The 20326-nt window shown below is 65.2% G+C and carries 17 protein-coding genes and 2 tRNA genes; 9 read left to right on the top strand and 10 right to left on the bottom strand.

Translation table 11 applies throughout. The annotated features are described in order from the left end of the window. Positions 1-152: 152 nt before the first annotated feature. The 3 genes from DXV50_RS08870 to serS all read right to left on the bottom strand — a co-directional run bounded on the left by DXV50_RS08870 (position 153) and on the right by serS (position 4229). Complete coding sequence (locus DXV50_RS08870) at positions 153-953, bottom strand: hypothetical protein (protein ID WP_198666453.1); 801 nt, start codon at positions 951-953, stop codon at positions 153-155. A 99-nt stretch (positions 954-1052) separates the two neighbouring features. Next, a complete protein-coding gene (locus DXV50_RS08865) occupies positions 1053-2819 on the bottom strand; it encodes an ABC transporter ATP-binding protein (RefSeq protein ID WP_117205835.1) in 1767 nt (588 codons plus the stop codon). 123 nt (positions 2820-2942) lie between these two features. Then, positions 2943-4229, bottom strand: coding sequence for a serine--tRNA ligase (gene serS, locus DXV50_RS08860; protein ID WP_117205834.1), 1287 nt, complete (start codon positions 4227-4229; stop codon positions 2943-2945). 122 nt (positions 4230-4351) lie between these two features. Between serS and DXV50_RS08855 the strand changes: the two genes are divergently transcribed. After that, positions 4352-4546, top strand: coding sequence for a DUF6724 family protein (locus DXV50_RS08855; RefSeq protein WP_117205833.1), 195 nt, complete (start codon positions 4352-4354; stop codon positions 4544-4546). 245 nt (positions 4547-4791) lie between these two features. Here the strand turns inward: DXV50_RS08855 and DXV50_RS08850 are convergent. Continuing rightward, positions 4792-4878: transfer RNA gene (locus DXV50_RS08850), tRNA-Leu, on the bottom strand. A gap of 121 nt (positions 4879-4999) precedes the next feature. On the opposite strand from DXV50_RS08850, the gene DXV50_RS08845 reads away from it, so the two are divergent. From DXV50_RS08845 to DXV50_RS08815, 7 genes are all read left to right on the top strand, one after another. Then, complete coding sequence (locus tag DXV50_RS08845; RefSeq protein ID WP_232817502.1) at positions 5000-6763, top strand: serine/threonine-protein kinase; 1764 nt, start codon at positions 5000-5002, stop codon at positions 6761-6763. Then, positions 6760-7920, top strand: a complete 1161-nt coding sequence (locus DXV50_RS08840) for an FhaA domain-containing protein (protein WP_117205831.1) — start codon at positions 6760-6762, stop codon at positions 7918-7920. The genes DXV50_RS08845 and DXV50_RS08840 overlap by 4 nt, the downstream gene beginning before the upstream one ends. Then, positions 7917-8330, top strand: a complete 414-nt coding sequence (locus DXV50_RS08835) for an FHA domain-containing protein (RefSeq protein WP_117205830.1) — start codon at positions 7917-7919, stop codon at positions 8328-8330. Before DXV50_RS08840 ends, DXV50_RS08835 begins: the two co-directional genes overlap by 4 nt. Then, positions 8327-9607, top strand: coding sequence for a Stp1/IreP family PP2C-type Ser/Thr phosphatase (locus DXV50_RS08830; protein ID WP_117205829.1), 1281 nt, complete (start codon positions 8327-8329; stop codon positions 9605-9607). The genes DXV50_RS08835 and DXV50_RS08830 overlap by 4 nt, the downstream gene beginning before the upstream one ends. 3 nt (positions 9608-9610) lie before the next feature. Beyond that, positions 9611-12592 (top strand): FtsW/RodA/SpoVE family cell cycle protein, encoded by a 2982-nt coding sequence (locus tag DXV50_RS08825; protein WP_117205828.1) that lies wholly within the window; start codon positions 9611-9613, stop codon positions 12590-12592. 121 nt (positions 12593-12713) lie between these two features. Then, positions 12714-14711, top strand: a complete 1998-nt coding sequence (pknB, locus tag DXV50_RS08820; protein ID WP_117205827.1) for a Stk1 family PASTA domain-containing Ser/Thr kinase — start codon at positions 12714-12716, stop codon at positions 14709-14711. 312 nt (positions 14712-15023) lie between these two features. Then, positions 15024-16112, top strand: a complete 1089-nt coding sequence (locus DXV50_RS08815; protein ID WP_117205826.1) for an alpha/beta hydrolase — start codon at positions 15024-15026, stop codon at positions 16110-16112. 77 nt (positions 16113-16189) lie between these two features. On the opposite strand, the gene DXV50_RS09625 is transcribed toward DXV50_RS08815, so the two are convergent. The 6 genes from DXV50_RS09625 to DXV50_RS08795 all read right to left on the bottom strand — a co-directional run bounded on the left by DXV50_RS09625 (position 16190) and on the right by DXV50_RS08795 (position 18830). Beyond that, positions 16190-16268, bottom strand: a tRNA-OTHER gene (locus tag DXV50_RS09625). A gap of 223 nt (positions 16269-16491) precedes the next feature. Then, complete coding sequence (locus DXV50_RS08810; protein WP_117205825.1) at positions 16492-17040, bottom strand: hypothetical protein; 549 nt, start codon at positions 17038-17040, stop codon at positions 16492-16494. 28 nt (positions 17041-17068) lie between these two features. After that, entirely contained in the window at positions 17069-17524 is a 456-nt protein-coding gene (locus tag DXV50_RS08805) for a terminase small subunit (protein ID WP_117205824.1), read from the bottom strand. Further along, positions 17525-17899 carry a hypothetical protein gene (locus DXV50_RS08800; RefSeq protein ID WP_198666452.1) on the bottom strand — a complete coding sequence of 125 codons (375 nt, stop codon included), beginning with the start codon at positions 17897-17899 and terminating at the stop codon, positions 17525-17527. It abuts the gene before it with no gap. A gap of 32 nt (positions 17900-17931) precedes the next feature. Then, a complete protein-coding gene (locus DXV50_RS09620) occupies positions 17932-18609 on the bottom strand; it encodes a zinc ribbon domain-containing protein (protein WP_147556714.1) in 678 nt (225 codons plus the stop codon). A gap of 2 nt (positions 18610-18611) precedes the next feature. Beyond that, positions 18612-18830 carry a helix-turn-helix domain-containing protein gene (locus DXV50_RS08795; protein WP_117205822.1) on the bottom strand — a complete coding sequence of 73 codons (219 nt, stop codon included), beginning with the start codon at positions 18828-18830 and terminating at the stop codon, positions 18612-18614. 219 nt (positions 18831-19049) lie between these two features. On the opposite strand from DXV50_RS08795, the gene DXV50_RS08790 reads away from it, so the two are divergent. Beyond that, the gene (locus DXV50_RS08790) at positions 19050-20324 is read left to right on the top strand and encodes a tyrosine-type recombinase/integrase (protein WP_157966999.1); all 1275 of its coding nucleotides are present in this window, start codon (positions 19050-19052) and stop codon (positions 20322-20324) included. Positions 20325-20326 lie beyond the last annotated feature (2 nt).

Genomic DNA, 20326 nt, shown 5'->3' with positions numbered 1-20326 from the left:
AAACCCCACGGAGGGCGAAGTTCAGCAGGCGCAGACGGACGGCCAAGCCCGTTTTCATTAACATTTACCAACCGAAACTTCTCACGACGCAAAAAGGGGCGCAAAGCCGAAGCTCCGCGCCCCTCGTGACCCTACATATATGTGAGGTTGGCCTACTTGCCTGTCAGAATCTGGACCGGCGTGAAGGACGTCGTGATCTGGTCGCGAATCTCGTCCTGGATGGCGTCGTTGATGCCCGTGATAGTGCAGCCAAAGTTGACGCCGCCGTTGGCGGACTGCGTCTTGGTCCACACGAACGTCATGTAGGACGTGACGTCACCCGTAGGCTTGAGGAAGCCAAAGAGGCGCGTGCGCTCGATCTCGCCATCAGCGCTCATGTGCACGTTGACGTGGTAGACAACGGTGTTGATCTTGGGGTTGAGCAGGGCGTTCACGGCAAAGGCCGTGGCCTGCACCTGAGAGCCGGCAAAGCACTCGAGGGCCTTCTCAGAGCTGGTGTCCGTGACGGTGACCTCGATGCGGCCCGTATTCTCGTCAGCCTCCTGAACGGAGAAGTCCTCGGGGAACTGCGTGAAGCCGTTGCCCCACTCCACGCCGCCTCGCAGCGCGGAGGCCACGGTGCGGACATTGGCGTTCTCGGAGAGGTTTGCCGTGTTGGCGCGACGGATGACGCCAAAGCCCACCTGGAAGACAACGACACCAACCAGGAACAGCAGCACAAAGCCCACGGCCGTGCGGGCAATGACCTTCTCGACGTTGGAACCGGACGGGTCGTCGCCGGCAAGCGGGTCCACGTCGACGGACGTGCCCTTCTCCTTGCGGTGGCGACGCTCGCGGCGGGCGCGCTCCTCGTCGGTGTGGCCCGTCTCGTCTACCTTTGCAAACAGCGCCTCAGCCTCGTCGGCGTTAAGGGCGCCCTTCTGGATGCGTGCTATCTCATACTTCTTGGCCATGTGCTCTCTTCCCGTCAGGCGCCCTGGGGCACTGCGGGACCGCCCTTGCCTGTGGCGGCCCTCAACGGACATGCTGCAAGTATACGCAAGCGAGACCGGCTAGCGGGCCTCGGTCTCCCCCTCCGCGAACTGCATACGGTAGTAGCGCGCGTACGTCCCGTTCTTGGCGAGAAGCTCCTCGTGCGTGCCACGCTCGGAGACCCGGCCGTTCTCCATGGTCACAATCTCGTCGGCGTTCTTGATGGTGGAGAGGCGGTGCGCGATGACCAGCGTCGTCCTGCCCTGCGCAAGCTCGGATAAAGACGCCTGCACCGCGCGCTCGGACTCGTTGTCCAGGGCAGAGGTGGCCTCGTCAAAGATCAGGATCGGCGGGTTCTTGAGGAAGACGCGCGCGATGGCGATGCGCTGCTTCTGACCGCCGGAGAGACGGGCGCCGCGCTCGCCCACGCGGGTCTCGTAGCCGTCGGGCAGCCCCTCGATGAAGTCGGCGATGTTGGCCCTCCTGGCCGCGTCGCGAATCTCCTGGGCACTGGCGTCCGGCCGTCCGTAGGCAATGTTCTCGGCAATGGTGCCGTCAAACAGGTAGACGTCCTGCTGCACCAGGCCAATGCTCTGGCGCAGGCTCTTCTGCGTGACGTCGCGCACGTCCTGGCCGTCGATGGTGATGGAGCCCTCGCGCACGTCGTAGAAGCGCGGCAGCAGGCTGCAGGTGGTGGACTTGCCGCCACCCGAGGGGCCCACCAAAGCGATGGTCTCGCCAGGGCGAATGTCCAGGTCAAGCCCACGGATGACGTCTCCCTCGCCACCGGCGTAGGCAAAGCGCACGTTCTGGTAGCAGATGGCGCCCTCGCTCACGGCAAGGTCCGGCGCACCCGGCTTGTCCTCGATGTCGGGGCGAGTGTCCAGCACGTCGCAGAAGCGGCGGAAGCCGGCGATGGCCTTCTGGAAGGTCTCGGTGAAGTTGAGGATGTTGGTGATGGGGGTGGTGAACATGCTGATGTAGAGCGCGTAGGTAGCCAGGTCGGAGGCCTCCATCTGCCCCTTGGCAATGAGCCAGCCACCCATGACCAGGATGACCGTGTTGAGCCCGCCCATCATGGCCGAGATCGCGGCCTGGTACTGGCCCATGGCCCGGTACATGCGCGTCTTGGAGTCCAGGTAGGCGTCGTTGGAGTCACGGAACTTGCGGCGCTCCAGGTCTTCGGCCGCAAAGCTCTTGACCACACGAGAGCCGGCCAGCGAGTCCTCCAGGCGGGAGTTCACGCCGGAGATCTTGATGCGGTTCTCGGCAAAGACGGCCTTCATGCGCAGGTTGGCCCACGCGTTGTAGGCAATGAGCACGGCGCAGATGACGACCAGCACCAGCGTGAGCGTGGCGTTGATGGAGCCCAGGATCACAAAGGAGCCCACGATCTCCACCACGCCAATGATGAGGAACTCCGGGCCGTGGTGGGCCGTCTCGGCGATGTCAAAGAGGTCCGAGACCAGACGGCTCATGAGGTCGCCCGACTTGTTGCGGTCAAAGAACGAGAAGCTCATGCGCTCGTAGGCGTCAAAGAGGTCCTCGCGCATGCGGCTCTCCATGCGAGCGCCCATGACGTGGCCCCAGAAGCACACAAAGTAGCGGCAGCCAAAGCGCACCAGGTACATGAGCACCAGGCCAACGGCCAGGTAGACGAGGGCGCCCATGATGGCGTCGGCGCCCTCGCCAAAGATGCCTCGGGTGCAGGTACGCAGGATCTGCGGGAAGGCCAGGTCAATGCCGGCCACGGCCAGCGAGCAGGCTATGTCCGCCACAAACAGGCCCACCTGGCCCTTGTAGTAAGAGAGGAACTTCCCCATCAGCTGGCGAGAAGTGCGTTGCATGTTGCTCCTTTGCGGTGCTCTCGGGCGGTTCCGGCGCCGTGTCTCCGGCGACGCGCCCCCATACACAAGGAAGCCGGCCGCCGCAACGGGCCGCCGGCTTCCGTTCAAATCAGGCGAGAAGAGCTACTCCTCGGGGGTGATGACCTCGATGCCGCCCATGTAGGGGCGCAGGGCCTCCGGCACGGTGATGGTGCCGTCCTCGTTCTGGTAGTTCTCGATGATGGCAGCCATGGTGCGGCCGACGGCCAGGCCAGAGCCGTTGAGGGTGTGCACGTAGCGGGTACCCTTGAACTCGGACGGGTCGCGGTACTTGATGTTGGCGCGACGGGCCTGGAAGTCCCAGCAGTTGGAGCAGCTGGAGATCTCCTTGTAGTTGTTGTAGCTGGGCAGCCAGACCTCGATGTCGTAGCACTTGGTGGCACTGAAGCCAATGTCGCCGGTGCAGAGGGTAACCACGTGGTACGGAAGGCCCAGGGTCTGCAGGCACAGCTCGGCCTCGGCCACCATGGACTCGAGCTGGTTCATGGAGTCCTCGGGCTTGGCGAACTTGACCATCTCGACCTTGTCGAACTCGTGGACGCGGATGATGCCACGGGTGTCGCGGCCGGCAGAGCCAGCCTCCTCGCGGAAGCACGGGGTGAAGGCGGTGTACATGAGCGGCAGCTTGGAGCCGTCGAGCACCTCGTCCCGGTGGATGTTGGTCAGCTGGACCTCGGCCGTGGGGATGAGGTAGAGGTCAGGCTGCACGTGGTAGAGGTCCTCGTCGAACTTGGGCAGCTGGCCGGTGCCAAACAGGCTGTCGTGGTTGGTGATGACGGGGGGCCACCACTCCTTGAAGCCGGCCTTGTTGTGCATGTCGATGAAGAAGTTGATGAGCGCGCGCTCCATGCGGGCGCCCATGCCGCCCAGCAGGTAGAAGCGGGTGCCGGCAAGCTTCACGCCGCGGTCGAAGTCAATGATGCCCAGCTCGGGACCAAGGTCCCAGTGGGCCTTGGGCTCAAAGTCAAACTCGCGCGGGGTACCCCAGCGGCGCACCTCGGGGTTGTCGGAGTCGTCCTTGCCGTAAGGGACGTCCTCGTGCGGGATGTTGGGGATGGCGGCGACGAGGTCAAAGAGCTCCTTCTCCACGGCGTCGCGACGGTCGTCCAGCGTGGCGATGCGCTCCTTGTTGGCGGCGACCTCGGCCTTCTTGGCCTCGGCCTCCTCCTTCTTGCCCTCGCGCATCAGCTGGCCAATCTCCTTGGAGGCGCTGTTGCGGGCCGCCTGGAGCGCCTCGACCTCGGCGATGACGGAGCGGCGCTCCTCGTCAAGCTCAAAGAACTTCTCGCGGTCCCAGTGAGCGTTCTGGCGGGACTCGCAGGCCTTGTCCACAAGGTCGGGGTTCTCGCGAACGAACTTGATGTCGAGCATCTTGACTCTCCTCAGCTCTGGGTACTTGCTTCTGGCGCCGTGCGCCGGAGCGGCACAGCTGGGATACAGTATATACTTGTTAGATGCGCACGTTAGACACCCATCTCCCAGGGAGGCTGTTCATGCAGGCTATCTCCGACTTCTTCACGTGGCTCTTCACCAACAAGACGGGGGTCATCTTCCTGGTCATCGGAGGCATCCTGCTCTGCCTGGTCATCGCCGTCGTCATGGAGCGCAAGACCAAGCAGACCTACTTCGAGCACGAGAAGACCGACAACGACTGGTCCCTCTTCGACGACGAGGACTCGGACAAGTAGCCACCACGCGGCTCACCCAAGCACACAGAAGCGCCCGGCGAGAAGAACGCACTTCTCGCCGGGCGCCTTTCGTTGGGCGGGGCGCGGGCCAGCCGGGCTTAGAGGCAAAACTCCGTCGCCCGGGGACGTTTTGGCCAACGAAACGTCCCCGGGCGACGGAGTTTGTCTTGGGCGTCGGCCTTTGTCGGTCTTGTCCACCACACAGAAAAAGGCCCCCGACCGGAGACGGGGGCCTCTCAAATTCATGGTGCGGGCGAAAGGACTTGAACCTTCATGAGATTGCTCTCATACGGACCTGAACCGTACGCGTCTGCCAATTCCGCCACGCCCGCGTGCTTTGCTAGCATACCGCAAACTTCCCACGCGGTGCAAGACTTTTTTCTGACATGGGGAACCTGGGGTAGAATGTCCCCACCGTCACGGCCGCAACGCAGCTCAAACAAAGGAGGCGCCGTGAGAGACCAACAGCCAGAGCCGGTGTCCTTGGGCGCCGCCGAGAAGCCCTCCGAGGAGGTGCTCCTCAACCGCTACCGCGTGCTGGCCCGCAGGGGCACGGGCGGCTTCGGGACGGTGTGCACCTGCTGGGACACCCGCCTGCAGCGTCGCGTGGCCATCAAGCGCATCCCCGTCCTGGACATGGACGACGGCATCAGCGCGTCCACGGCCGAGGAGGCCCTGGGCGAGGCCCGCACCGCCTGCCTTCTGGCCCACCCCAACATAGTGAGCGTCCTGGACTTTGAGATGGAGGGGGCCTACGCCTACCTCATCATGGAGTACGTGGACGGCCTCAACCTGGCCGAGCTCCTCTCGCGCGTGGAGGGCGGAACCCTCAGCCACGACGAGTGCGCCCACATGGTGGCATCTGTCGGCCGAGCCCTCGCGTTTGCCCATGAGAACGGCGTCCTCCACCTGGACATCAAGCCCACCAACATAATGGTCGACCGGCGCGGCACGGTTAAGCTCGCCGACTTTGGCATGGCCACCCTGGCCTCGGCCGCCGGCTACGGAGACGCGCGCGGCGGCACCGTGGGCTACATGCCTCCCGAGCAGATTCAGGGCATGCTAGTGGACGAGCGCGCCGACGTCTTCTCGCTGGCCGTGGTGACCTGGCAGGCGCTCTGCGGCACGGACCCCTTTGCGGCCGTCCGCGCCGCGGACTCGCTCACCAAGATCTTCCACGGCCCCAAGGACCCGCTCGTCAAGCTCGACCCCACGGCAGACCTCACCACCCAGGACGCCCTCATGCGGGCCCTGGCGCCCCAGGCCTCGGAGCGCACCGCCTGCGTGGACGACCTCGTGGACGCGCTTCTCCCCGACCTGGGTGACCCGGCAGCCGGGCAGGAGTCCCTGGAGCACCTGGTCAACCAAAGCGAGAAGGACGACGAGGCCGAGCAGACCACCTGGCGCGAGCGCCACCTCCCCTGGAGGACGCGCTACCCCTGGCTCTACCCGGCGCTCGAGCGCGTGACCAGCGCGGCGGCCACGCTGCTGGCCATCCGCCTGGCGCTGCCGTGCTTTCCGGGAGCCACGTCCGACTTCGTCCTGTTGGGAACCCTCGTGGCCACGGCTGCGGCCCTTGCCTGGCCGCCCGTCGGCAGCGCGCTGACCCTCTCCGCGGCGGTCTTTGCGGCGGCAACGTCCCACGCCACCAGCGCGTCGTTCCCGCTGGCGCTGCTCCTCGGCGCCGTCGCGGCCGCCTGGTGGCTCTACGCCGGGCACGGCGAGAAGCTCGCGGGCGCGGCGACGCTTCTCCCCTGCTGTCTGCCCTTCCCCGGGGCCGGCGCCACCATGGCCGGCTTTGCCCTGGACCCGGCGCCCGCCGCGGTTACCGGAGCCGTGAGCTGCGCGCTCGGGCTGGCGTTTCCCACGCTGGCCGCCACGGGCTTCTATGCCCAGCAGGCCGTCCCGGAGCTCCTGGCGCTGGCCGAGTCCCCGGGCTCCTGGGCGCTTCTCGCCGGGGCGGCCCTTGCCGCCGCGGCCTCTTCCGCCATCGCAATGAGGGGCTCCGTGACCTCGGGAATCATTGGCCAGGGCGTTGGCCTGGCGGTCCTCCTGGCCGCCGAGTGCCTGGCTGCCGGAGTGGAGAATGGCGGTATATGGGCCCCGCCCAACTGGGTCCACGTGGGGCTTGCGTTACTCTTGTATGCGTTTCTGTGCATTGCGACTGTCCTGAGAGGCCCGCTGTTCGGGGGCCAGGAAGGCGAGGACTCACTATGAGCTTTCTGAATGACTTCGAGGGGCGCATCAGCTCCGTCTTTGGTGCGGCCCCCCAGGGCTACACCGAGCCCTTCTCGTTTAAGAAGCTGGCCAAGCGGGCCGCTCGCGAGATGGAGAACGAGACCTACGAGATCGACGGCGTGGACACCGCGCCGGCCCTCTACACCGTGCTGGTCTCCCCGTCCGACGATTCCCTCATGCGCCCGCTCTACGAGCAGATCACCTACGAGACCAGCGCCTTCGTGACGGCCCAGGCCCAGAAGAAGGGCTACGCCTTCGTGGGAGAGCCGCTGGTGCGCTTCATGGTCGACCCGTCCCTCAAGTCCGGCAAGTTCGCCGTCTTCGCCGAGAACGTGGACTCCCGCACCCTCGTGCGCCTGCGCGAGGAGGAGCGCGTCTTCCTGGGCGGCAACTCCAGCGTCGGCGGCGCGGCCGCCATGGTCCAGCCCCGCGCGGGCCAGCCCAAGGGCGCCTATCGCCCCGGCAGCATCGACCCCACGCCGCTTGCCTCCGCCGCTCCGGCCCCCTCGGCGCCCCTCTCTGGCACCGACGCCGGCCTGGACGTCATGCCCTTCGACTTTGACACGCCCATGCCCGAGCCCGTGCCCGTGGCGTCCGCCAGCGAGTCCACGCCCATGCCCGTCGCCGGCGTGGCCGCTCCCCTGGTGAGCCCCGCGGCCCAGCCCGTGGCCGTCCCCGTGCCCGTGACCCAGCGCAGGAACGTCCCCCTCGTCGACCCCAACCGCGGCGTCGGCGTGGGTGCCGCCATCGGCGCCGCCAGCATGGCCGCCGCCCAGGCCGCCCCGCAGCCCGCGGCAGACCCGCTCGCCGCGCCCATGCCGCAGCCCCGCCCCGCCCAGCAGCAGGTGGCGTCCTGCCTGCTCATCGACCGCCAGACCGGCCGCACCTTCACCGGCAGCGCCCCCACCGCCGTCATCGGCCGCGAGCGCAGCCAGGCGCAGATCGTCCTGCGCGACCCCAACGTCTCGCGCCGCCACGCGGAGCTGCGCTTCGACGGGCGCGACTGGCGCATCGCCGACCTCAACTCCACCAACGGCACCCTGGTCAACGACGTCGACGTCAAGGAGTGCGTCCTGCGCGACGGCGACCTCATCACCGTCGGCCTCGTCAACCTCGAGTTCAGGGAGAACCGATGATCGACCTCGTCCTCTTTGTAGGACGCGTCCTTCTCGTCGTCGTCCTCTACATCTTCCTGTTTGCCGTCATGCGCACCGGCGTGGGCCTGGTGCGCGGCCAGCGCAGGGACTCCGCCATCTGGGCCATTGACGTCGAGAAGGGCACCAGGCAGCTGCGCGGCCTGCACGTGGACATCCTCGGCCCCGTCGTGGTGGGACGCTCTCCCAACTCCGACATCGTCGTTGACGAGCCGTACGTCTCGTCAACGCACGCACGCTTCACCATCCAGGGCCCGGCCCTGGTCGTCGAGGACCTCGGCTCCACCAACGGGACCATGGTCAACGGCCACCCCATCGCCCAGCCCGTCACCCTGCGCGAGAACGACGAGGTGCAGGTGGGCGACACCATCATGAGGGTGAGCCGCGGATGACGGCCGACGAGACCATGTCGGCCCCCGTCCAGGAGCCTGGCAACGCCCCCGGCAGGGCCGAGATGCCCGTCGAGGGAAGGGCCGGCGCGGACGCCGTCCAGGGATCCAACCAGTACCTGTCCTGGGGCTCCCGCAGCGACGTGGGCCTGGTCCGCGGCCACAACGAGGACTCCTTCCTTCTCCGCGCGCCGCTCTTTGCGGTCTGCGACGGCATGGGCGGCCACGCCGCCGGCGAGGTCGCAAGCTCCATCGCCGTAGACACCATTGGCAGAAACGCCCCCGGCACCGCGGACGACACCCTGCTGGGCGCCGCCATCGAGGCCGCCAACCTCGCCGTCATCAACGGCGCGGAGAACGGCATCGGCAAGCCCGGCATGGGCTGCACCGCCTCCGCCGTGCTCGTCGAGGGCAACAAGATGGCCGTGGGCCACGTGGGAGACTCCCGCGTCTACCTGCTGCGCCGCGGCACCCTGGTGCGTGTGACGCACGACCACTCCTACGTCGAGGAGCTTGTGGACTCCGGCCAGATCACGGCCGACGAGGCGCGCGTGCACCCCTCGCGCTCCATCATCACCCGCGCCCTGGGCTCAGACCCAGAGATGTACGCGGACCACTTCTCGCTCGAGGTGGCAAACGGTGACCGCATCATCGTGTGCTCCGACGGCCTCTCGTCCATGATCTCCGACGCGGACATTGAGTCCGTGGCCGTCTCCGCCGCGTCCGCCCAGCAGGCGGCCGACAACCTCGTTGCCTCCGCCCTCACCGCGGGCGGCTCCGACAACGTGACCGTCATCGTGGTGGACGTGCTAAACGACGGCGTCGCCGCCGCAAACCATGCCAACCTGCGCAAGCGCGCGGCCATCATCGGCGGCGTGCTCGCGGCCCTGGTGGCCGTGGTGGCCGTTGCCGCCGTGTTCTTCATCCGCTCCGAGTGGTACCTTGCGCCCGACGGGGACACCGTGGGCATCTACCAGGGAATGAACGGGGACTTTCTGGGCATAAGCCTCTCCGCCCTCGTGGGGACAAGCTCCGTCGAGGTCTCGGACCTGCCCTCCTCCGTCCAGGACCAGCTCGCCCGCGGCATCCGCGTCCGCAACGAGGACCAGGCCATGGAGACCATCTCGCAGTACCGCGACCAGATTGACGCCGACAAGAGCAAAGCCGCGCAGACGGCCGAGGAGGCCCAGGCGGGCTCGGACGGCAACCCCGTCCCCGCCGACGCCGAGGCCGCGCCTGCAGAGGGCGCCCCCGCAGAGACCCAGAAGGGAGGAGAGTAGACCATGAAGAGAAGACACAGGGTTCTGAGCCGCGCCGAGGCCGAGGCGGCCCTCACCGCTGCCAGCGCCGCCATTGCGCCCCAGGACGAGAAGCGCGGCAGCAACCGCCGCAACACCGAGCTCTTTCTGCTGGTGCTGGGAGCCGTTCCGGTCCTTCTCCTCTACGCCCTGTACGTCATGAACGCGGGGCTTGAGGTCAGCCTCTCCACCCTGGGCGTGCCCATAGCGCTCTGCCTGGCGTTTCTTGCCGCGCACATCTCCATCAGGTGGCTGGCTCCCGGGGCCGACCCCGCCATCCTGCCCATAGTTTTCGTCCTCTCGGGCGTGGGCATCACCATGCTCACGCGCCTGAACGAGGCCTATGCGGTCAACCAGGTCATCTGGCTCTTCCTCTCCGTGGCGGCCATGGTGGGCGTGCTGTTTGTGGTGCGCAACCTCGACAAGCTCGCCGAGTACAAGTACACGCTGGGCATCGTGGGCGTGGCGCTTCTGCTGCTCCCCATGCTCGTGGGCACCGAGAAGTACGGCTCCAAACTGTGGGTTGGCATCGGCAGCTTCAGCTTCCAGCCGGGAGAGTTCGCCAAGATCCTCATCGTCCTCTTCCTGGCCTTCTACCTGGCGGCCAACAGGGAGGCGCTCTCTGTCTCCATGCGCCAGGTGGGCCCCTTCAAGGTGCCGCGCATCCGCATGCTGCTGCCGCTGCTCATCATGTGGGGCATCAGCCTGCTGCTCGTCGTCTTTGAGAGGGACCTGGGCAGCGCCCTGCTGTTCTTCGTCTTCTTCGTCATCATGCTGTTTGTGTCCACGGGTCGCGTGAGCTACGTCGTGGTGAGCTTCCTGCTGCTGGCCGTGGGCGGCGCCTTCTGCTACCGCTTCTTCGGCCACGTCCAGACGCGCATCAACATCTGGCTTGACCCGTGGTCAGACGCCCAGGGAGGCGGCTACCAGATCGTCCAGTCGCTCTACTCCCTGGCCGACGGCGGCCTGGTGGGCACGGGCATCGGCAAGGGCCTGCCCACCTACATCCCCGTGGTTGAGTCCGACTTCATCTTCTCTGCCGTCGGCGAGGAGATGGGCCTTCTGGGCTCCTCCGCCGTGCTGGTGCTGTTCCTGCTCCTGTGCGTGCGCGGCTTTGCCACCGCAGCCCGCGCCAAGTCCGACTCCTCCGCCTTCGCAGCCGTGGGCCTCACGAGCGCCCTGGGCTTCCAGGCGTTTCTCATCGTGGGCGGCGTGACCAAGTTCCTGCCGCTCACGGGCGTCACCCTGCCCTTCATGAGCCAGGGCGGAACGTCCCTTCTGGCCAGCTTCATCATCGTGGCGCTGCTGCTTCGCGCCGGGGACGAGGCCACCGGCCGCGAGGCCCTCATAGAGACCGCTGGCGCCCAGGACTCCTCGCGCGACCCGCTCTCCGTTGCCGCCGGCCGCATTGCCGCCGCCGGGGCCGAGTCCCGCATGGGCGCCCACGCCGACGCGGTGGTCCACGGCAAGCACGCCCGCGGCCACTTCAACGTGCAGTCCGCCGAGTCCGGCGTCCTGGGCCGCGTGGCCTTGGGCAAGCGCCTGACCACGCTCATCACGGTCTTCTCGCTTCTGTTTGCCGCGCTCATCGGCAACCTGACGTACGTCATGCAGGTTGACGCGGAGGCCATCCAGAGCATGCCGTCCAACAACCACACCATCGCCAAGAGCGCCTACGTGCAGCGCGGCGCCATCATCACCTCCGACGGCGTCACCCTGGCCGAGAGCGTCCAGCAGGAGGACGGCACCTACCTGCGCAGCTATCCGCAGGGCTCCCTCGCGGCGCACACGGTGGGCTACATCTCCACCAGGTACGGCACCACGGGCATAGAGTCCACCATGAACGAGACCCTGACCGGCCACGCCGACTACTCCAGTTGGAAGAACGCCCTATACTCCCTGGCCGGCCTCCAGCAGGCGGGCTCCACGGTCCAGCTGACCATCAACTCGCAGATCCAGCAGGCGGCCGAGAACGCACTTGACGGCTACACCGGCGCCATCGTGGTGCTTGACCCCAAGACGGGCGCCGTCCTGGCCAAGGCCTCCAGCCCCACGTACAAGTACGACCAGCTCGACGACATCGTGAGCTCCGGCGGCAGCCAGCTTCTGGACCGCACCACGCAGGCCCTCTACGCCCCGGGCTCCTCCATGAAGGCCATTACGCTCTCCGCCGCACTGGACACTGCGACGGCCAAGCTGGACGATATCGTCTACGCGGGCCCCACCGTCGAAATCGGCGGCGCGGACATCAACAACTACGGCAAGTACGACTACGGCAGCCCCACGCTGCAGGAGGCCTTCGCCCTCTCGTCCAACACGGCCTTTGGCCAGCTGGGCGTCGAGGTGGGTGCCAAGAACCTGGTCAAGTACTGCAACGCCTTTGGCTTTGGCCAGACGCTGGGCCAGGACTTCAGCTGCAAGGCCTCCGTCATGCCCGACCCGTCCGAGATGACGGATTGGGAGACCGCGTGGTCCGCCTGCGGCCAGCCCGTCGGACAGCACGCCAGCCCCGCGGGCCCGCAGCTCACCGTCATGCAGAACGCCGTGACCGCGGCCGCCATCGCCAACGGCGGCGTGGTCATGAACCCCTACGTGGTTGAGCACGTGCTCTCCCCCGAGGGCACCGTCACCTCCACCACCCAGGCAAAGTCCCTGGGGCAGGCCATAAGCGCCGACACCGCCTCCAAGGTCAAGGACGCCATGGCCGACGTCGTGGACCACGGCACCGGCACCCGCGCGCAGATTCGCGGCGTGAAGGTGGCGGGCAAGACCGGCACCGCTCAGATCGAGAGCGGCAAGATCAACTCGTTCTTCATGGGCTTTGCCCCGTTTGACACGCCCACCCTGGCCATCTCGGTGGTCATCGAGGGCAACGATGGCTCGGACGTCGAGGGATACGCGGCGGCAGTTGCCGGCAAGGTCCTCTCGTCCGCGCTCAACACGCAGTCAAACGGCTCGGGCAAGTGATGAGGACACCGCACTTCCGGCACCAGGTTTTCAGACGCACCACAACGCACCGCAAACGCAGCAGACACGAGGACACGGCAAGACACGCGCGGCACCACCGCGAGCGGGATGGGAGAAACACATGCCAGGCAGGCTTCTAGGCGGACGCTACCAGGTTCAGGACAGGATTGGCACCGGCGGCATGGCCACGGTCTACCGCGGACAGGACGAGGTCCTGGGCCGCACCGTGGCCATCAAGACGATGCTGCCGCAGTACGCCAACGACCCCTCGTTTGCGGCGCGCTTCAAGCAGGAGGCCCAGGCCGCGGCAGCGCTGCAGAGCCCGTACATCGTCTCGGTCTATGACTGGGGCAAGGACGGCGACACGTACTACATCATCATGGAGTACCTGCGCGGCACCGACCTCAAGAGCGGCATCAAGAAGCACGGCGCCCTCGACTGCAAGAAGGTTGCCCAGATTGGCTCCCAGATTGCCCAGGCGCTCTCCGTGGCCCACCGTCACGACATCATCCACCGCGACATCAAGCCGCAGAACATCATGGTGCAGCCCGACGGCAACATCAAGGTGATGGACTTCGGCATCGCCCGCGCCAAGAACAGCCACCTCACGCAGGACAACTCTGTCCTGGGCACCGCCCACTACGTCTCCCCCGAGCAGACGCAGGGCAAGGAGCTTGGCCCCACCACCGACATCTACTCCCTGGGCATCGTCATGTACGAGGCCGCCACGGGCCAGGTGCCCTTCCAGGGCGACGACGCCATCTCCGTCGCCCTGAAGCAGGTCAACGAGCAGCCCAAGCCGCCCTCGCAGCTCAACCCCGCCGTGGACCCCTCGCTTGAGTCCATCATCCTCAAGTGCATGCAGAAGAACCCCGCCGACCGCTTCCAGACCGCCCAGGAGCTCTACCACGTCCTGCGCGACTACCTCGCAGGACGCATGGCGCAGGTCAACAGCGCCACCGCCGTTCTGCCCGGCTCCGCTGCGGCCGTCGCCGCCACCTCCAAGCTCGAGCCCGGCCAGGGCATGGCCCCCGGCAACACCGCCTCCATGCCGCGCGTTTCTCGCACCGGGCAGTACCGACCGCAGCGCGCCACCGAGGAGGCTGCGGAGCAGGAAGAAGAGCGCGACCGCAAGCGCAAGCGCAACATCGTCATTGGCGCGGTGTGCGGCGTCATTGCCGCAGTGGCCATCGTCTTCGCGCTGGTCAACGTCCTGGGCAGTGCCTCCAAGACCTACCCGGTGCCCAACCTCGCCGGTATGACGGCGGACCAGGCCCAGACGGCCATCACGCAGGACGGGCACTTCAAGATGGGCGAGACCAAGGAGAGCTACTCCAGCAGCGTCGAGCAGGGCAAGGTCATGGACCAGGACCCGCGCGCTTCTCGCCAGATGCCGGAGGGCACCACCATCAACATCGTCATCTCCAAGGGCGAGGAGCCCAAGGAGCAGGTCAGCGTGCCCAACCTCACCAACATGACGCCCAAGGAGGCCCAGGAGGCCTGCACCGAGGTGGGCCTGACCGCCGTCGCGGGTGACGAGGTCGAGGACGACAACATCGAGGAGGGCCGCATTGCCAAGCAGGACGTGGAGGCCTACTCCTCTGCGGAGAAGGGCACCAAGGTGACCTACCACATCTCCAAGGGCACGAGCCAGGTCGTCATTCCCAACGTGGTGGGTGACTCCGAGGACAGCGCCACCACCACCCTCAAGAACGCCGGCTTTGAGGTGAGCGTCCAGTACAGCGAGAGCTCCGACAGCGTGGGCAAGGTCATCAGCACCAGCCCCAAGAACGGCAACTCCGCGACCAAGGGCAGCACCGTCACCATCACCGTGGGCAAGGCGCCCTCCAAGGTCAGCGTGCCCAGCGTCATCGGCATGACCTACTCCGACGCCGCCGACAAGCTCAAGGCCAACGGCTTCTACGCCGGCCTTGCCAGCGGCTCTAGCAGCAGCGGCATTGTGACGGACCAGTCCGAGACCACCGCCACCAAGGGCGACACCATCTACCTCACCACCAAGGTGGAGTCCAGCAGCAACGGCGGCTCCGGCAGCAACGGCAGCGGCACCGGAACCACCGGCGGCAGCAACGGCGGCACGGGCGGCAGCACGCAGCAGTAGGGCCTGCGACAAAGACTCAGACAAGCCGGGACGCGCATTCCACCAGGATGCGCGTCCCGGCTTTTGCTTTAGGGCAACTAGCTGCGCATTTACAATTTCATGAGCGAGTTTTTGGCCCATCTCTACACTTTTATGAGCGAATTATTGGCTCTACAGCGCATTTTTATGAGGGAATCGGCGCCACAGGACCGGCCGACGCCGCCCGCGTGATGTCTGACAGTTCGTGACTCCCTCGCGGCATCTTGTTGCCGCTGACCTCCCTCATCCAAGAATCAAGCGCAGAATTGCCGTACTCAGATAGGGAGGAGAACCATGAATCTCACGCGTAGGGGCCTGTTGGGTCTAGCGGCACTTGGAGCGGGAAGCCTTGCCCTCTCTGCCTGCGAGTCTGGCAAGAAGGGCACGCAGGCCGGCAACGTCACGACGCAGGCACCCCTTGCGCCAGGCGACGGCTATTCCAAGGACGACTCCGGTCGCAGCACGACCTACCAGGCAAAGGGACGCGAACTTCTCACCGGGCTTGGCAGCTTCGAGACCATCCGCCAGCCGCGAGGCGCCCAAGGCCGCGTCGAGCAGCTCACGTACCAGACGCACTCCTACGTCTGGGAGGAGGCAAATCCCGGCCAGGAGTTTCTTGTTAGCAAGGTCATCAACATGTGGCTTCCGGCTGACTACGATGCCAGCTGCACCTACGACGTTCTGTACCTCATGCACGGCACCGGGCACGAGGGCGCCGGCTACTGGCTCACGGACGAGGAGGACTGCCACGGCACCCAGACGCGCGGCCTGCTGGACGGCATGGTTGAGGACGGCCTCATCAAGGACGTCATTGTGGCGTGCCCGTCCTACTACTCCTTCCCTGCCGGAGAGGAGCCCGCTGACGTCCTGGCCTACCACCAGGCAGACCCTCACGCTGATGACTGGCCGCGCCTCTTCTGGAAGGAGCTGCGCGAGAGCGTGATTCCGCTGGTGGAGTCCACCTATCCCACGCACGCGGCCGGCGACGTCTCTGACGCGAGCCTTGCGGCAAGCAGAGACCACAGGGCCTTTGCGGGCCTTTCTCGCGGATCCATGACCAGCGTGAACAGCGCCATGATGCACTGCCTGGACCTCTTTGGCTGGATAGGCTCCTACTCCGGCATCTGGGCGGACTTTGACGAGTTCAGGGGCATCCTCGAGGGCAAGTACGCCGAGCTGCCCGTGCGCTACTGGTACAACGGTAACGGCAGCAAGGACTTCTCGCTCCAGAACCACGAGGAGTTCAGGGACAACGTGCTGGGCCAGATGGGCGACCGCTTTGCAGACGGCCAGAACTACTGCTGGGTGAGCTTCCCTGGCGGCACCCACGACTACGACTGCTGGGCCCTCGACCTCTACAACTCCCTCCTGGCCTTCTTCTAGCCGAGAAGCGCTGCCGAGAAGCCCGCAAAAACAAAAGCAGGCCAGAGGAGACAACCCCTCTGACCTGCTGTTCTTTCTGGTGCCCCCGGGCCGATTCGAACGGCCGACACCCGCTTTAGGAGTGAAGGCTGAGTCACATTACCAAAAGTGAAATACCACTGTTTACGTTGTGTTTTGTCATTATCTACGTATAACTAGAACATCCCATAATCGTTCGCATTCTGGGTTGATTATGGGATGGTTCTGGGATGTACGGAGCCTGAGCACGACCATTCCCGGAGGGCACAGAAGCCGCCAGAAGGCTCGATTGCTCAGACCCGGCCACTTACCCACTCCTCATTGCAAAAGCCTCCTAGCGGCCTCTTGTGGCCTCTGGTGGCTACTCTCCGGTCAGGCTGTCGGGCACGGCCTTGCCGTCAAGCAGCATGGCGAACGCGAGGCCGTCCGGCTTGCCCACGGCGTCCCTGGCGGCTGCCGCGTATTCCCTCGCCGCCTCGGCGCGCTGCTCCTGGGAGAAGAACGTCACGCCCGCGCCCGTCTGGTGCTCGGCCTCGTAGGCCGCGACCACCTCGCGCATGGCGTCGTTCTTGCACCTGCCGTACATGGCCTGGACGTCCTGCGCGCTGAGGCTCACGCCCGAGGTGAGCAGGGCGAGGTCGGCGGCGTCAATGGTCTCTGGCGTCTTCGTGTACCTGGACGAGAGGCCGGAGACGTAGCCGTCAAGCGCGGCGTCCAGCCTCTCCCTGGTGGTGTCCAGGAGCCTTGCCAGCTCGGCGTCCACCTCCTCGGCGTGCTCCGCCCTCATGGCCTCCAGAGCGGCGCGGCTGCGGTAGCCGCTCGGCTCTACTCTGTCGCGCTTCTCCAGGAGGACGTTTCGGTCGGTCTCGTACCTCCGCAGGATGCCGTCTACGTCGTTGATAAATGCCATGTCTCAATTCTCCTTATGTCGAATTACTCTAAAACGATGTTGCGAACGCCTCGAACTGGGCGTCGGAGGCCATTTGGCTGCGGCGAGCCGCCTCTATCAGCTTCTCCTTGGTCTGGAAGCGTGTCTGGTAATCCTCGGCCACCTCGGCCGAGACGTTGCACAGGGAATCCAGCTCGCGGGTGGTCTCCATGAACCCGTTCAGTGCATCCCTGTCGACGCCTCTCATCAGAGCCTGGTAGCATTTGAGGTTCACGTCCTCTAGTCGCTCGATGGCCTTTGCCCTGTTCCAAACGCTGTTCTCCATCGCCCTCTTCTCTCCGTCCGATACCATCCGGGCAATCTCAGGGTCTTGCTTGAGCTTGTTGGCCTCGTTGGCGACACTCTTCGCGCTCATGCCAGCGGTCGAATAGGCCATTCGGTACGCCTCGCTCGGGTTGTTGCCCTCTATGAGGGCGCGGGCGAATGCCCGCCTCTTCGGGGTCACCTAGCGCACCTCAAATCCGTCGTAGACGGAAGGCCGCATGGTAACGAACGGCCTGACCTCGGGGTGCGTCGCGACGAGAAGACGCGCCCAAATGGCTCCGAAGTCGTTGGGCACCTTGGTAGGGTTGCCCTCGTCGTTCGCGTAGTCTTTCCAGCGGACGCGCTCGAGAGCGGTCTGCATCGCGAACTTGCGCCCGGCAGCGGCCTCTGCGAGCGCCCATGCCTCAATCTCAGACCAGAGACGTGGGTTCAGGCGCCTCCACTCGCGCTCCCTCAAGAGCGTCGCCTTATACTTGGCGTTGTCGGCGTTCTCGCCGGCTCTGGCGCCCCCGTCTCCTGCGTCGCCGCCAAGCATGGCAGGGACGGGGGTACTCATCGTTTGTCTTTCCGTCATTGAACCTCTTTCTCTCAGTGGGAATAGGAAAACTCGGACTCGCCGCAATCGGGGCAACGAATGAAGATCTTTCCACCCTCTTCGCGGTAGGTCGCCTTTTGGCTCCCGCATTTTTGGCAACAGCAGGGGTGTGAACCGTCCCCCTCTCCGCGTGCCTCTTCCCCTGTTCCTGTTGATGCGGCTGTGTCTGAGTTTGAAATTGAGTCTGCCAATGCCTCTGTCGTTGAACCTGTTTCCGCTCCTGTAGCCGAGGCTGGGCCTGTTACTGTTCCTGTTACTGTGTAGCCTGCCTGGTAGGCTGCCCGGTAGGCTGCCGTAAGGCCGTTCGAAGGTTTGTCGACGCTTGGGCACACAAATGCGCTCCTAAACTCCTCCCCCGCGAACCCGATTTCGCCTGACGCTATCTCGGGTATGTTCTTGGCGGGGTTGTTGTTGGGCTTTTTGAAGGTGTTGTTTACCCAGTAGTGACGCACCCAGCAAGCGTCGCCGTAGTCGAACAGGTAGCCCGATTTGTAGAGGGCGTCCAACGCGTCGGTGCTCGCCCCGAACCCTCGTGCGATTCTGCGGATTCCCACAATCTTGCCGTACGCGCCTTCGAACCCTAGACGGTGATAAAGAAGCTGCGCCTCCTCCGGCAAGTCGAGGAAAGAGTCCGTACCCACCACGTCCGAACTGAACATCGCCTTGCCCATCGCTACTCGCCCGCAATCTGAGACTGGATGTAGTCGATGAGCAGAGCCTTAGGCACGTAGAGCCTTCTCCCGATGCGGGCGCTGGGCAACACCTTCTCGCGACAAAGCGCCCTTACGGTCTGGGTCGTTTGGTGGGTAATCTCGGCGCAATCCTCCATCGTCAGAAGGTCGCCGTATTCGCCGAACAGGCTTTTGCTGGCCTCGAGATTCACCCCTTGCATCAAATTGACTTCCTTATATGTGTTATCGAATGATATTATTCCTCCTTAAAATGGTTATTTCCGCTGGTATAACTGTATTTCTATATATCTAATTTGTCCATATGGTATTATATTAACCAGTCATATGTAGAAACGCGTTAAGTGGACAAAGCCAAGACAGTGCAGTCATACTACGGCAAGTAATCTCGCAGCTTGAACGTCTGGAGAGGAGTGGGGATGATGGCAAGGGCGACGAAGGGAGACGGCTCCATTCGCAGCAAGGGCAAGGGCGTCTGGGAGGTTCGCGTCGCGTTCGGCAAGGACAGCGTGACGGGCAGGTACCGAAGCGTCAGCAGGACGGTGCACGGCACGAAGGCGGACGCCCGCAAGGTACGCGACGAGCTGAGGAAACAGCACAACAGCGGGCTTTCCTACGACGGCTCGCGCATGACCTTCGAGGAGTTCGCCGTAGGCGTGTGGCTGGCCCGCCGCGAGAAGGCGTGCGAGGAGACGGGCAGGCCGGCGAAGACCACCGTGTCCGACAATCGGTCGATTCTCGAGAGCCTGTGCAAGTACATCGGCGATGCTCGCCTGACGAGCCTCGACCATTACGCAATCGACAAGCTGTTCGACAAGCTCAACGAGGAGCGCGACAAGCCTCTGACCGGCTCGCGCCTAAAGAAGTACTACGTCGTTCTGAACGGGGTCTTCAAGCTCGCCCTGAAGTACGACCTCGTGATTCGGAACCCCATGGAGCAGGTGGACGCCCCCGTCTGCGAGGAGCGCAAGCGCAACACCCTCGAGTACGAGGAGGCAGGGCAGCTCGCCGCGAGGCTCGACGATGCCGAGGCGGAGGCGTATGCGAGAATCGGGGCGCTGGAACTCGGCAGGGACGAGCGAGGCCGCACCGACGCGAGGACGCGGATAGCCGGCATAGACGGCGTGTCCCGAATCATCGCCGTCCGCATCGCCTTCGCCACCGGGTGCCGCCGTGGGGAGGTTCTGGCGCTCGACTGGGCATCGGTCGATTTCGACGGTCGGCGTATCCTCGTCGATAAGAGCCTTACGGTGGACGGTGACCTCAAATCCCCGAAGACGAGCGCGGGCGTTCGCTCCATCCCCGTTGACGGGGACACCATTGGCCACTTGAGGACATGGCAAGAGAGGCAAGCCCAATACCTCGCCGGGCTTTCCATCGAGCAGACGGCGGAGACGCCCGTTGTCTGCTCCTCGACGGGCGGTCACATCGGCACGTCGAACTTTTCGCGTTGGTGGGCAGGGCACAGGGGCGAGCTGGGATGCGGTGACCTGAGGTTCCACGAGCTCAGGCACACTCAGACCAGCATTCTCATAGCCAGCGGCGTCCCCGTCCCCACGGTCGCGAAGAGGCTTGGGCACTCGAAGGTGTCCACGACGTACGACTTCTACTCCCACAGCCTGGACGAGGAGGACAAGAAGGCGGGCGAGCTGTTCGGCGAGATTGTCGCCAGCAAGCGCTTCAAGCTCGTGTCGTGAAC

Source organism: Paratractidigestivibacter faecalis, assembly GCF_003416765.1.
Lineage (GTDB): Bacteria > Actinomycetota > Coriobacteriia > Coriobacteriales > Atopobiaceae > Paratractidigestivibacter > Paratractidigestivibacter faecalis.
The sequence above is the reverse complement of the archived record's forward strand: the minus strand, read 5'-3'. Positions and strand labels throughout refer to the sequence as shown.

Bases quoted from the DNA above. Each gene is read 5' to 3' on its own strand.
- DXV50_RS08870 (WP_198666453.1), bottom strand. From the start codon at position 953: ATGGCCAAGAAGTATGAGATAGCACGCATCCAGAAGGGCGCCCTTAAC.
- DXV50_RS08865 (WP_117205835.1), bottom strand. From the start codon at position 2,819: ATGCAACGCACTTCTCGCCAGCTGATGGGGAAGTTCCTCTCTTACTAC.
- serS (WP_117205834.1), bottom strand. From the start codon at position 4,229: ATGCTCGACATCAAGTTCGTTCGCGAGAACCCCGACCTTGTGGACAAG.
- DXV50_RS08855 (WP_117205833.1), top strand. From the start codon at position 4,352: ATGCAGGCTATCTCCGACTTCTTCACGTGGCTCTTCACCAACAAGACG.
- DXV50_RS08840 (WP_117205831.1), top strand. From the start codon at position 6,760: ATGAGCTTTCTGAATGACTTCGAGGGGCGCATCAGCTCCGTCTTTGGT.
- DXV50_RS08835 (WP_117205830.1), top strand. From the start codon at position 7,917: ATGATCGACCTCGTCCTCTTTGTAGGACGCGTCCTTCTCGTCGTCGTC.
- DXV50_RS08830 (WP_117205829.1), top strand. From the start codon at position 8,327: ATGACGGCCGACGAGACCATGTCGGCCCCCGTCCAGGAGCCTGGCAAC.
- DXV50_RS08825 (WP_117205828.1), top strand. From the start codon at position 9,611: ATGAAGAGAAGACACAGGGTTCTGAGCCGCGCCGAGGCCGAGGCGGCC.
- pknB (WP_117205827.1), top strand. From the start codon at position 12,714: ATGCCAGGCAGGCTTCTAGGCGGACGCTACCAGGTTCAGGACAGGATT.
- DXV50_RS08815 (WP_117205826.1), top strand. From the start codon at position 15,024: ATGAATCTCACGCGTAGGGGCCTGTTGGGTCTAGCGGCACTTGGAGCG.
- DXV50_RS08810 (WP_117205825.1), bottom strand. From the start codon at position 17,040: ATGGCATTTATCAACGACGTAGACGGCATCCTGCGGAGGTACGAGACC.
- DXV50_RS08800 (WP_198666452.1), bottom strand. From the start codon at position 17,899: ATGAGTACCCCCGTCCCTGCCATGCTTGGCGGCGACGCAGGAGACGGG.
- DXV50_RS09620 (WP_147556714.1), bottom strand. From the start codon at position 18,609: ATGGGCAAGGCGATGTTCAGTTCGGACGTGGTGGGTACGGACTCTTTC.
- DXV50_RS08795 (WP_117205822.1), bottom strand. From the start codon at position 18,830: ATGCAAGGGGTGAATCTCGAGGCCAGCAAAAGCCTGTTCGGCGAATAC.
- DXV50_RS08790 (WP_157966999.1), top strand. From the start codon at position 19,050: ATGGCAAGGGCGACGAAGGGAGACGGCTCCATTCGCAGCAAGGGCAAG.